13 protein-coding genes are annotated in these 12,374 nt (G+C 38.8%); 10 read left to right on the forward strand and 3 right to left on the reverse strand.

Annotation, left to right across the window (positions count from 1 at the left end; all coding sequences use genetic code 11):
* The first annotated feature begins 1 nt into the window (after position 1).
* The 5 genes from crcB (LMB57_RS07425) to LMB57_RS07445 are packed head-to-tail and all read left to right on the forward strand — an operon-like array spanning position 2 to position 3,380.
* Positions 2-382 carry a fluoride efflux transporter CrcB gene (crcB, locus tag LMB57_RS07425; RefSeq protein ID WP_035154127.1) on the forward strand — a complete coding sequence of 127 codons (381 nt, stop codon included), beginning with the start codon at positions 2-4 and terminating at the stop codon, positions 380-382.
* A gap of 15 nt (positions 383-397) precedes the next feature.
* Positions 398-808, forward strand: a complete 411-nt coding sequence (gene crcB / locus LMB57_RS07430; protein WP_003664732.1) for a fluoride efflux transporter CrcB — start codon at positions 398-400, stop codon at positions 806-808.
* A gap of 19 nt (positions 809-827) precedes the next feature.
* The gene (cbiM, locus tag LMB57_RS07435) at positions 828-1,841 is read left to right on the forward strand and encodes a cobalt transporter CbiM (RefSeq protein WP_019253679.1); all 1,014 of its coding nucleotides are present in this window, start codon (positions 828-830) and stop codon (positions 1,839-1,841) included.
* A complete protein-coding gene (locus LMB57_RS07440) occupies positions 1,810-2,658 on the forward strand; it encodes an energy-coupling factor transporter transmembrane component T (RefSeq protein WP_003664730.1) in 849 nt (282 codons plus the stop codon). Before cbiM ends, LMB57_RS07440 begins: the two co-directional genes overlap by 32 nt.
* The gene (locus LMB57_RS07445) at positions 2,655-3,380 is read left to right on the forward strand and encodes an energy-coupling factor ABC transporter ATP-binding protein (RefSeq protein ID WP_003664727.1); all 726 of its coding nucleotides are present in this window, start codon (positions 2,655-2,657) and stop codon (positions 3,378-3,380) included. The genes LMB57_RS07440 and LMB57_RS07445 overlap by 4 nt, the downstream gene beginning before the upstream one ends.
* A 185-nt stretch (positions 3,381-3,565) precedes the next feature.
* Here the strand turns inward: LMB57_RS07445 and LMB57_RS07450 are convergent, their stop codons facing one another.
* A complete protein-coding gene (locus LMB57_RS07450) occupies positions 3,566-4,276 on the reverse strand; it encodes a winged helix-turn-helix domain-containing protein (RefSeq protein WP_003664725.1) in 711 nt (236 codons plus the stop codon).
* A 125-nt stretch (positions 4,277-4,401) separates the two neighbouring features.
* Here LMB57_RS07450 and LMB57_RS07455 point away from each other — a divergent pair, with 125 nt between their 5' ends.
* From LMB57_RS07455 to phoU, 5 genes are read left to right on the forward strand one after another with little or no spacing between them, the layout of a single operon-like run.
* A complete protein-coding gene (locus LMB57_RS07455; RefSeq protein WP_035169431.1) occupies positions 4,402-5,274 on the forward strand; it encodes a phosphate ABC transporter substrate-binding protein in 873 nt (290 codons plus the stop codon).
* Between the two features lie 4 nt (positions 5,275-5,278).
* Positions 5,279-6,178 carry a phosphate ABC transporter permease subunit PstC gene (pstC, locus tag LMB57_RS07460; RefSeq protein WP_229272885.1) on the forward strand — a complete coding sequence of 300 codons (900 nt, stop codon included), beginning with the start codon at positions 5,279-5,281 and terminating at the stop codon, positions 6,176-6,178.
* Positions 6,178-7,059, forward strand: coding sequence for a phosphate ABC transporter permease PstA (pstA, locus tag LMB57_RS07465; RefSeq protein ID WP_229278160.1), 882 nt, complete (start codon positions 6,178-6,180; stop codon positions 7,057-7,059). Before pstC ends, pstA begins: the two co-directional genes overlap by 1 nt.
* A 10-nt stretch (positions 7,060-7,069) precedes the next feature.
* On the forward strand, positions 7,070-7,825 hold the full coding sequence (gene pstB / locus LMB57_RS07470; protein WP_003664719.1) for a phosphate ABC transporter ATP-binding protein PstB: 756 nt from the start codon (positions 7,070-7,072) through the stop codon (positions 7,823-7,825).
* Between the two features lie 10 nt (positions 7,826-7,835).
* Positions 7,836-8,540, forward strand: coding sequence for a phosphate signaling complex protein PhoU (phoU, locus tag LMB57_RS07475; protein ID WP_229278161.1), 705 nt, complete (start codon positions 7,836-7,838; stop codon positions 8,538-8,540).
* 1,113 nt (positions 8,541-9,653) lie between these two features.
* On the opposite strand, the gene LMB57_RS07480 is transcribed toward phoU, so the two are convergent.
* Both LMB57_RS07480 and LMB57_RS07485 read right to left on the reverse strand, forming a co-directional pair.
* A complete protein-coding gene (locus LMB57_RS07480; protein WP_229272492.1) occupies positions 9,654-10,415 on the reverse strand; it encodes an NADPH-dependent oxidoreductase in 762 nt (253 codons plus the stop codon).
* Between the two features lie 72 nt (positions 10,416-10,487).
* Positions 10,488-12,260 carry an oleate hydratase gene (locus LMB57_RS07485; protein ID WP_229272491.1) on the reverse strand — a complete coding sequence of 591 codons (1,773 nt, stop codon included), beginning with the start codon at positions 12,258-12,260 and terminating at the stop codon, positions 10,488-10,490.
* Positions 12,261-12,374 lie beyond the last annotated feature (114 nt).

The following is a 12,374-nucleotide window of genomic DNA, read 5'->3' on the forward strand; positions in this document are numbered from 1 at the left end:
AATGAATATTATTGTTACAGATTTGCTTGCAGCCGGAGTTGGTGCATTTTTTGGTGGTGGGTTGCGAAGCCTGCTATCAGATGTATTAAATTCTGACTATGACCATTACCGGTGGGGAACCATTATGGCGAACCTAATTGGGTCGTTACTGATTGGTGTCTTTGCCGGAATGGTTACTAGTGATGAGCTGCGAAATACAATGAATGTTTTGTTAGCAACTGGCTTTTGTGGTGGACTAACTACTTTTTCTACATTTTCACTAGAAACTTTGAAATACTTCAAAAGTGGTAAAAAGCTTTTAGCCTGGACTTATTGGGTAGGAAGCGTAATTGCCTGCATTTGCTGTGTTTACTTAGGATTATGGTTCCACTCGTGGTTGTAGAAAGGAGTTAGTAAGATGACCAATGGTTTGAAGTTACTAGTAATTGGTTGTGGCTGCTTTTTCGGTGGCGTTCTCCGTTATGCCTGTGAATTAGTTTCAGATTTATGGATTAATCCACCCTTTGCTGATCCATTAGCAGTTTTGATTGTTAATGCTGTCGGTTGTTTCATTATTGGACTATTTACCGGCTGGGCATTGAAGAAAATTGTACCAAAAGATTGGCATACGATAATTACTACAGGTTTTTGTGGCGGTCTAACAACTTTTTCATCCTTTGCTCAGGGAATTACAGTATTGTTTATGGGTGGTCATATCTGGGTTGGAATTTTCTATATTTTAGCCGATATGATTTTAGGATTGTTTGCAGTTTACGCTGGTCTTTTCCTAGTAATGGGAAAGAATTATGGCGAGGAGTTGTTAAAATAGGTTAAAAGGAGTGGGATTAGTGCATATTCCAGATAATTATTTGAGTCCAGCTACTTGTGCGGTAATGTTTGCAGTTGCTGCGCCAGTGGTTGCGGTCTCAGCGAAAAAAGTAAAAGTGCAGTTAAAAGAACATCGTGAACTTGCGCCAATGCTGGGGATTGCAGCCTCATTATCATTTCTGATGATGATGTTTAATGTTCCAGTACCTGGTGGAACGAGTGCACACGCGGTTGGAGGTACGCTGCTTGCAATCTTAATTGGGCCATACGCGGCTAGTATTGCAGTTACAGTCGCACTAATCTTACAGGCGTTTCTATTTGGCGATGGCGGAATTTTAGCCTTGGGAGCTAATATTTTTAATATGGCGATTATCATGCCGTTTACTGGTTATTGGATTTATAACTTTTTGCGTAAACACCACCATGCAAGTCTAGGAGCGATTATTGGTTCGTATTGTGGTATTAACCTTGCCGCTTTAATGGCAGGGTTTGAATTAGGAATTCAGCCATTAATTGCGCATACGGCGAGTGGTGCACCGCTATATAATCCGTATCCATTAGCCGTAACAATTCCAGCAATGTGTTTTGCCCATCTAGCAGTAGCGGGATGGATCGAGGCTTTCTTTACCTATGTTGTTTATACTTTCGTGAAAAAAGTGGCGCCTGATGAAATTTACAAGAATGATCAGCAAGGAACGCCTAAAAAAGGCTCCCTTAAATATCTGGTATATGTCATTATTGGCTTAGTTGTCCTTTCACCAATTGGGTTGCTTGCTAGTGGAACAGCTTTTGGTGAATGGGATAAGACTGAGTTACTTCACCGCTTAAAATTAGAACATATTTCAAGTTCAGTACCTGCAGGGATGAATCATGGTTTCAACTATACAGCATTGTTTGGTGACTATACGATTCCCGGAACAAGTTTGCCAATTGGCTACATTTTAAGCGCGATCACAGCAATATTAATTTTCTTCTTAATAAGTAAGGTGCTGATGGCAGTCTATGGTTCAACAAACAAAGCCCCAAATAAATAACCAACCTAAAAATAAACCAATAGAAAAGTTACCAGTCTGGTTGATGAATTCAGAGCGGCATCAAGTTCCCCTAACAAAGGGGCGGTTAGTGCAAGATAACTTGAGCAAATTTGCCGCATTGGTTGCTTTTCTTACACGAATTACGCCGGTTTATTCTGCTAAGAATTCGCCATGGGTTCGAATTGTTGAACTGATTGGTTTAACAATCTTGATCGTATTATCATCACAAGTTATGTTTTTATGGTTAATGCTAATCCTGATGTTAGTTCACCTGCTTATTTTGCCTGGATCAGTAATAATTACAATTAGTAAAAAACTTTGTAAATTATTGCTTGTTTCATTAGTTGTCCTTTTACCAAGTTTATTATTACAGGCAAATAATATTGGGTTATTTTTAGCGCGGATTGCACTAATCATGTTAAATATTTCCATATTCTTAAGTATTACTTCTTGGCCGCAATTCATTCAAGGATTGAAACAATTACATTTACCGAATGTCATCATCCTAACTCTTGATATTACAATGAAATATGTTTATACATTAGGTGTTTATATCCAGGAATTATTAAGCAGTATTAAATTACGGACATTTGGACAACACGTAAATCGGCGTGTTTTAGGTGTAATTATTGGACAAGTATATCTATCAGCAAAGAAGCGAACCAGTGACCTTTACCAAGCAATGTTATTACGGGGATATAATAGTAATAATGTTGCGAGTTGGAGACTTAGTTGGAATAAATATGACGTTATTAGTATGGGAGAATTGTTACTAGCAATTGTTGCATACTGCTTAATACGAGGAGTGGTTGCATGATCAAAATAGCTAACGGAGCTTATACTTATGGAACGCAAACGGGTTTTCATGATGTAAATATCAACGTTAATCGTGGGGATGCGGTCTGTATCATGGGTCCAAACGGGTCTGGAAAATCGACACTATTGAAAACAATTGTGGGACTATTTAGTTTGGAGAATGGTAAATATACATTTAATGACCAGACGATTGATAAGAAGTTCTTAAAAGATTCAACTAAAACTGGTCCATTTTATCAAAAGTTTGGCTTTGTCTTCCAAAATAGTGACATTCAATTATTTAATACCAGTGTAACTGATGAGATTGCATTTGGTCCCCAACATTTAGGACTTCCGCAGCATGAAATTGATCAACGAGTAAATGATTGTTTGAAACTGCTGAAAATTGAACGGCTACGTGATCGGGTTCCTTATCACCTTTCTGGTGGGGAACAGAAACTCGTGGCGATTGCGAGTGTTCTGGCAATGAATCCTGACATTGTAATTCTTGATGAACCGTTTAATGGTTTATCGCCAAAATATCGGGCATTGATAACGCAGATTGTTAACCAGCTTCATCATGCGGGAAAAACAATTATTATTTCGAGCCACCATTTTAACCAGATTAGATCATTAGTAGATCGGGTTTATGTTTTCTCAGAAGATCATACTATTACCCGGGAAATAACTGCGGATCAACTGGAAGAGATGCCCCGCTTTATTGATTACTTAGATAATTTATAAAATGAGAGATGTTTGTAACAAAAGGGAGCGAGACAGAAGTCACTCGTGACTTCGTTTTCGAGCCCCCGCAAGCAACAATAGGCCTCCAATATTCGGCTTTTTTGCCGAGCGTTGGAGGCCATTGTTGTACTGCGCTAGCTGTCTTTTATGAAAGTGACTTGACTTATATCACATTCCTACTTATTTTAAACAAATTTGTAGCCAAATCCCCGTACTGTGAGAAGGTGAGTAGGGTGTTGAGAGTCATCTTCAAGTTTATCGCGGAGGTGACTGATATGAATGTCAACGATCCGTGAAGTATCAAGAATATCATATCCCCAAACTCCATTAACGAGTTGATCCCGGTTTAATACCTGTCCTTTATGGTCAACTAAGTAGGAAAGTAGTTGAAATTCCTTGGGGGTTAACGCAATTGTTTTATCATTTTTAGTAACAGTATAGGTTTCTTGATTAATTTCCCATGATCCAGTAGTTATTACTGGGTCATTTTTGGTTGTATTATCATCAGCCAAGGAATGCATCTGTGGATAGTGGTAAGTCCACAAGCGCTGCTGAATTAGGGGGCGGAAAACACTGGGAAGAAGGGGAAATTCAATTATATCATCAACATGTGCTCGGTATAATTTTCGTTGAATGCGTTCCGTAAGGTGGGGGACCAAAACGGTAATTGGTCCTTGGACTTGCGACCGAATAAGGGTCATGGTAGCAATCGTGGTGTCTAGACTTACCTCCGTCATATCCCACCAAATTCCGCTAATTTGATTTTTTTCTAAGGCTACTACTAAGCCCGTCGGAGTAGTCACGAGCTCATAGGTCCAGTGTTCTTTTTTACAAATAGCTTGTAACTGTTGGACGAGATCGTCTTGCTGGCTCATTAGCAAAAATTTCTTGGTCATAATACTTTCTCCAAAATTTACATAACCTTTACATTACAAAGATTAAAAATTTACATCGACTTGCTATTCTCTATTTGTACCATACGAAATATATGAAAACAACTAATAAACAGGTAGGAATAGTAATGAAAAAAACGATTATCGGGGTTGTTATCGTCGCAATAGTTTGTTGGCTAGGCGGATCATGGGTACTCGCTAAGCAACAACCATCACAAGAAAAAATTACTATTGTCGGCTCAACAGCTCTCCAACCATTAGCTGAAGCAGTTGCAAATGATTACCGAACTAAGCATCCCCAAACCAGCATTATTGTGCAGGGTGGTGGTTCAGGAACCGGACTTAGTCAAGTGCAAGCAGGAGCAGTAAATATCGGATCTGCTGATATTTTTGCTGACCAGCAAGATGGGATTAATGCCAATAAATTAGATGACAATATTGTTGCTGTTTCGGGAATAGTACCAATTGTTAATGAAGAGCTTGGGATTAAGAATTTGACAATGAAGCAGCTTCAGCAAATTTTTACTGGTCAAATTACGAATTGGCAAGAAGTTGGCGGACCGGATTTGCCAATTACAGTTATTAATCGTGCTCATGGGAGTGGAACTCGGGTTGCGTTTGAACAAACAGTATTGAAACCGGGGATGCAGGCAGTGAATGCTCAAGAACAAGATTCAAACGGGACAGTCAAAGAAATTATTAGAAATACACCAGGGGCAATCAGCTATATTGCATTTGCCTATCTTAATGACCAAGTTCAGTCAGTTAACCTTGATGGAGTAGCGCCAACTGCTGATAATGTTACAACTAATAAGTGGCCATTATGGTCATATGAGCATATGTACACGCAAAAACAACCATCCCAATCAACTGCAAGTTTCATTAAATATATGCAAAGCGAGAAAGTCCAAAAGACGCTCGTAACAGAAGCTCACTATATTAGCATTCATGATATGAAAGTTGAAAAAACACCAACTGGGAAAGTAACTGAAAGGAAATAGTACGATGGAAGACTTACGACAACGTTTGACACAGCCCTCTGTTGAAAGTAAGCAGGAAACCTCAGGAAAAGTAATTAGCTATCTTGCAATTACTTTAATTGGGGGACTAGTGGCAACGATCTTAATCTTTTTAACTTGGAAAGGAATTGCTCTTTTTACTGGCAATCACTATTCATTGTGGGAATTTCTAAGTGGGATTAAATGGCGACCAAGTGATCATGTATTCGGGGCTTTACCGATGATCGCTACTTCTTTTAGCGTTACTCTTTTGTCAGGAATAATTGCTTTGCCGCTTGCCTTAGTAGTTGCTATTGCAATCACAGAGATTTTGCCATCAACTGCATATAAGTTTCTCCAACCGACCATCGAATTATTAGTCGGAATTCCATCTGTGGTATATGGATATGTCGGCTTAACAGTAATCGTTCCCTTTCTACGGCGCTTTTTCGGCGGCACTGGCTTTGGGATTCTCGCTGCTACTTGTGTATTATTTTTGATGATTTTACCAACAATGACCTCGATGACAATTGATAGTTTTAGGGCAGTACCTAAACAATATCGCAATGCGTCTGCGGGGCTGGGGGCAACTCGCTGGCAAACGATTTCGCGGGTGATTATTCCGAGTGCCAAAAGCGGGATTTTAACCGCAATGGTATTTGGGATGGCCCGGGCATTTGGTGAAGCCTTAGCCGTTCAAATGGTAATTGGAAACACGACGGTAATGCCGACGGGATTGATGCATTCGGCGGCAACCTTGACTAGTGTTTTGACTACCGGAATTGGAAACACAGTCATGGGGACGATCTCAAACAATGCGCTCTGGTCCTTAGCTTTAATTCTGTTAGTAATGTCCTTGGCCTTCAATCTTTTAATGCGGCTCGTTAGCCGGAAAGGGGTAAAATAATGCGTCCAGAAAAAGCAGATCGGTTGGCAACCGTGATTATTTTAACTTTAACCGGTTTAGTAGGGTTAGTTTTATTTGCCTTGTTAGCGTATTTATTACTATCAGGAATTCCCCATATTTCTTGGCATTTCTTAACGTCAAGCGCTGAATCGTTTAGAAGTGGTGGGGGAATTCGTGATCAATTGTTTAATTCTCTTTACCTGGTTGTTTTAACATTAATCGTTTCGATTCCTTTAGCATTGTGTGCTGCCATTTATTTAAGCGAATACGCACCAGATAATCGATGGACAAACTTATTACGCTTGGCAATTGAAGTTTTAAGTTCACTGCCATCAGTGGTAGTGGGATTATTTGGTTACTTAGTCTTTGTTTTGCAATGGGGGTTAGACTTCTCCTTACTTGCTGGGGCATTGGCCTTAACAATTTTGAACTTGCCAATTTTAACGCGGGCATGTGAAGACGCCCTTCGCCAAGTTCCTTACCTTCAACGCCAGGCCGGATTGGGATTAGGAATGTCAAAGTGGCTAGTAACAACTAAAATTGTTTTACCAGCTGCTTTACCGGGAATTATTACCGGAGCGATCCTAAGTGCTGGCCGTATCTTTGGGGAAGCTGCCGCCTTGATCTACACGGCCGGGCAGAGTTCACCGGCTATTAGCTATACCGATTGGAACCCATTTAGTCCTACCAGTTTCTTAAATCCATTACGACCAGCCGAAACTTTAGCTGTCCATATCTGGAAAGTTAACAGTGAAGGACTGGTTCCAGATGCCCGTGCTGTTTCAAATGGTTCAGTAGCGGTTTTGATTCTAACAATTTTAATCTTTAACCTATTAGCTAGATATATTGGTTATTTAATCAAGCGACGACTTGCAAAGTGAGGATAAAAGAATGGAAAATTCAGTTGCTCTTGAAGTGAAAAATTTACAAGTATTATATGGTGATAAACACGTTGTTCATGACGTTTCAATGAAATTTCCGGCCAACAAGATTACGGCAATGATTGGGGCTTCTGGTTCAGGAAAGTCAACATTGTTACGAAGCCTTAACCGGATGAACGATGATTTAGCAACGGTCAAAGGTGAAATTAATTTTCATGACTTGAATATTAACCAGCCTAAAGTTAATGTTTACCGGATTCGTCAACAAATTGGAATGGTCTTCCAGCAACCGACACCTTTCCCATTATCAATCTACGAGAATGTTATTTATGGATTACGTCTTGCCGGAGTAAAGGACCGGCAAATTCTTGATCAACGAGTAGAGGAGAGTTTGCGCCAGGCCGCTTTGTGGGAAGAAGTTAAGGACCACTTAAAAGAAAGTGCGCTCGCCTTATCAGGAGGTCAACAACAACGGCTTTGTATCGCGCGGACGCTGGCAGTTCAACCAGAAATTATCTTGATGGATGAACCGACAAGTGCCCTTGATCCGGTTTCGACTTCGCAAATTGAAGATACTTTAGTACAATTAAAAGAGAAATTTACGATTATTATGGTTACCCATAATATGCAGCAAGCATCACGTTCGGCCGATTGGACAGCTTTTATGCACCAAGGAAAATTAATTGAATTTAACCAGACGGCGGATATTTTTATGAATCCTCAACAACAACAAACGGCGGATTACCTTAGCGGAAAATTTGGTTAGGAGTGAAAACATGGGAGCAATTTTTGATGATGAATTAAAACGGCTGCGGAGCCACTTCATGGAAATGGGAATCGACGCTAGTGAGCAGATTTATCAAGCAACAAAGGCCTTTACGGATCATGATGCAGACTTAGCGGATAAGGTTTTAACAACTGATACAAAGATTAACGATGAAGAAATTCATTTGGAAAAACAGGCGTTGAAGCTAATGGCATTACAAAATCCGGTTGCAACCGACTTTCGGAAAATTATCAGTATCTTAAAAGCTAGTACTGATATCGAAAGATTAGGCGATTATTCCACCCATATTGCCCGCGCTGCGATTACCTTAAGCAAATTTGAACATCATGAAGACATCGAACAACCAATTGAACAGATGATGATGATTGTTCGTAAGATGCTTGAACGAATCCTCGATGCTTATGTTTATACTGATGAGCAGGTTGCCTATGAGGTTGCCAACGAGGACTTGAAAGTTGATTTACTTTATGTAAAATTACAAAAAGAAATCATGAAAGCACTGGTTAAAGGTGGCGAAGATGTAAAAGCCTATGAAAGCTATTTAGCCGTTCTCCGAAATTTAGAGCGTGCTGGCGACCATATTGTTAACTTAGCAGAATGGATTATTTACAGTGGATCGGGGAAACTGGTTGAATTAAATCCAGGAAAGGCTGATCCAACGTTAGTCCGTCGAAAATTAACTGAAAATCAGTAATTAAATAAAAAGCAATCTCAAAGTCAAAGGATGACATGAGGTTGCTTTTTGATTAGAAAGCTTAAATATAGAGATTGCTTTGTAACTGTGTATTAATGAATATTCTATTTTTGAATCAAACAACAGCGCTTCTAAGAATAATGAGAAACGCTAAAAGAGAATTACTAGGTTAAAAGTATTAGTGATATAAATCTAAGTGATTTAATCAATTTGATAAAGGAAGAAAAGTAGCTATAAAGTAAATTAAATAACTCAAATAATACCCCTAAACTTAGCTAACAGAGTAAAAACCTTCTGCTCCTTTCTATGAAGTATGATAAATAAAGTCCAATGAAATAGTAGTTTATAAATAACTATAAAATCATTGCTGCTGACCGTATGGGGTGTGATCAGGAATAATAAATTCATTTCTTTTAAATGGATTTATTAAAATTTATTTATCACCCTTATATTAGCCTTTTTTTTTTTTTTTCAAGGCCAATTGCATAAAAATATTTATTTTTACAAATTATAATATAATAAGACAGATATAATGAAACTTATTAGATAAAGCAGTGATATTAGCTATAAAATACAGGAGAGAATTTTAAGCGGAGACAGACAGGATAATTTATTATTTCTAAATTCAATTAGAAATAATGTGATATTGTGAGTATAATCACTGCTGGTAAACAAGGTTAAAGGTGGATAAATAAGTAGTTTTTGCGAAAAATGTTTAATTATAAAAAAACTTAGTTAACATATTCACAACAGGTGTGATATAATACGTACAAACAAGAAATTCACTTGTTTTTTAAGTTAGATAAAAGACTCTTCATTGAAACAATGCATCCCTTTATCCAATTAACATCAACAACATTATGTTTCATAGATGAGTTTACTAAGTTAAAAGCCTGATTTTTCCTGCACTGAGGAGATCAGGCTTTTTGTTTATCTTAATAATTTCGGTTTTACGTTTTTAACGTACGAAGATATCTAATAGGAATATCTCTAAATTTAACTATAGAAAAGGGTGATTTTTAAATGAAGATTTCACCTTATTTATTAAGCTTTTAAACTAGTGAACTGCTGAAAAAGTTGTGTTAAGATATTAGCTTCTCCAAAGTGGATGGATTAACCAATTCCTTCATCAGTGCAAAGTCCTTGTTGATGTAAAACCTTCATGATTTCATCGCGCTTAGTATGATGACGATCGAGTTTAGCCCCAGCAATCTGGTTGGTAAAGGAATCAATTCGTCGATTAGCATCGCGAAGGTCATAGTAGGTAGTAACTTCTTGATCATAATCGCTTAAGTCACTGAGCTTGATCTCTTTTTTATAGTTATCATCAAATGCAATGAAGTTTAATGGCAAACGGGGCTTTAGTTGAGGTACTTGATTAGGTACGCCGATTTGTAAGCCTAAAACTGGGAAGGTCATTTTAGGCAGATTAAGGACTTCAATGATTTTTTGCGGATCATTTTTAATCGAGCCAAGGGGAACACCCCCGAGGCCCATACTCTCGGCTGCAACAATTACGTTTTGGGCAGCCATGATTGCATCGTCGAGACCTTGGAAGAAAATATCAGCGGTATGTAAACGACCATCATCTTTGCCCTTTTGGTGCCGGATTTGTTGGTTGCGATAAAGGTCAACTAAAAAAATGAACAGGTCACCATTTGCGCCTACATACGGTTGCTTACTAATTTCCCTAATTGCGGCCCGTTTATCTGAATCAGTAATATGCATGATTGACATTTGTTGCATAAACATACTAGTTGGCGTCTGGCTTGCAACAGAATAAAGAGTATTCAGTTGTTCTGCTGAAAGGTTTACGGGCTTAAATGCCCGAATTGTACGGTGGTTTAATTGATGTTCAATTGTATCGTTTGCCATAATAAGGACTCCTTTATTAGTGAAGAGAGTGAGACAAAAGCTGATTTAGCTTATGCCTCACTCCCTCAGTTTTTAAAGTAAATGTTGTTCTTCCATTAATTCACCAATCCAATTCTTTTTAACTTTCTTAAGTAATGGTTTTTCGATAATCTTTGGAATTGGAAGATCCATTTCTTCAAGCGGCTTTTTATCATTCATGTAATACATGGCTCGCATTAGTTCACGGATATCATAGATCGAATTAAAGACTTCTGGTACCCCGCGATCAACGTTCAAGAGACTATAAACGGCTTCCATCGCAGTTCGAACGGAGTATTCAGTAGTAAAGACGGTATCCCGAGTTGGCGATTCGGCAAAGTTACCAATAAAGGCGAGGTTAGCTGACCCCTCCGGAACAATATCAGGGCGATCGCCTTTTACCCGTGGCATAAAGTAGCTAGTAACGAATGGCATATAGACCGGAACCGTATTAACTGATTCTTCTTTTGCTAAGTCATCAATTAAAGCTTCTGGTACCCCGAGGTGATAAAGCCATTCTTTAGTAATTTCTTCCCCAGTACAGTCAACGATCCGTTTTTTAATGTAATTACCTTCTGTATCAGAATAGAGACCATAAATCCACACAATGGTTTCATTTGGCTTTTGACTCTTAAAGTGCGGTTGACGGTGAATAGTCCAGCTCATCATCCAATTTGAGTCAGTAACGGTAATAATACCACCAGTATTTACTTTTCCGTCGTGAAGGTCACGTTTAGTTAAGCGTTCAATGTACGGTTCAATTTGTGGATTCTTAACGGTAGCAGTTGCAGAAATAAACCAACTACGGTTAGGAATATTTTTACAAAAGACGTCTGGATGACCAAACGCTGGTGATTGTTTAGCAAGGTTTTCCCATAATTTCCAGCTACCGCCGAGGGCCCGGGTTGGTTGCGCTACTTGATGGTGACTCCCATAATTTGAACTTTCCGTGATTGAACCGTTAGTAACAAATACCAGATCATCGTCAGTTAAGTTGATCGTTTTATCTTCGCCGCCTTGCTTAAGAATAATCTTTTTAGCGTGCTTTTCACCATTCTTAGTATCAACTAGGACGTTTTGAACCTGTGTATCATATTCAAACTTAACACCATGATCTTTAAGGTATGCAAGCAATGGTTTGGTCATTGATTCATACTGGTTGTACTTGTTGAATTTAAGAGCAGTAAAATCAGGTAAACCATCAATGTGGTGGATAAATCGCATTGCGTATCGTCGCATTTCTGCTAACGAATGCCACTTTTCAAAAGCAAACATGGTTGACCAATAAATCCAGAAGTTACTCTTGAAGAAGTCCTCCGAGAAGTAATCACCAATCGTTAAGTCGCCGAGTTGGTCTTCAGGGGTAAGGATTAGTTTCATCAATTCCTTAGTTGATTTTCCGAGAAGATACTTGCCGTCAGTGGGAACCTCATTGCCCCGTTTATAGGTTAAGCGACAATTTGAACTGTTTGGATCATCCTTATCTAGCCAATAATATTCATCAAGATAAGATGCTCCCGGGATTTCCAAGGATGGAATTGAACGATACATATCCCACATACATTCAAAGTGATTTTCCATTTCTCGTCCGCCACGAGTGACAAAGCCAACATCGGGGCGATCTTGACCATCTAAGGAACCACCAGCAATTGGTAATTCCTCAAAAATATGGATGTTTTCACCTGGCATTTGGGCATCGCGAATTAAGAAGACAGCCGCAGAAAGGCCTGCTAAACCGGCCCCAACAATGTAAGCGTGCTTTTTATCTATTCCCACCGGCTTACGGGGACGAGCGAATGCTTCATAATTTCCGTTTGAATAATACATAAAAAGGTCTCCTTTCAGGAAAAGTAATCTCATAAGCCACAGTTATATTGTAGCGCTTTCTCTAGATAATTTCCCGGGAAATAAAATAATGGTTTAGAATTTAACAAAAACGCT

It is taken from the genome of Limosilactobacillus secundus, assembly GCF_020784695.1.
GTDB lineage: Bacteria > Bacillota > Bacilli > Lactobacillales > Lactobacillaceae > Limosilactobacillus > Limosilactobacillus reuteri_F.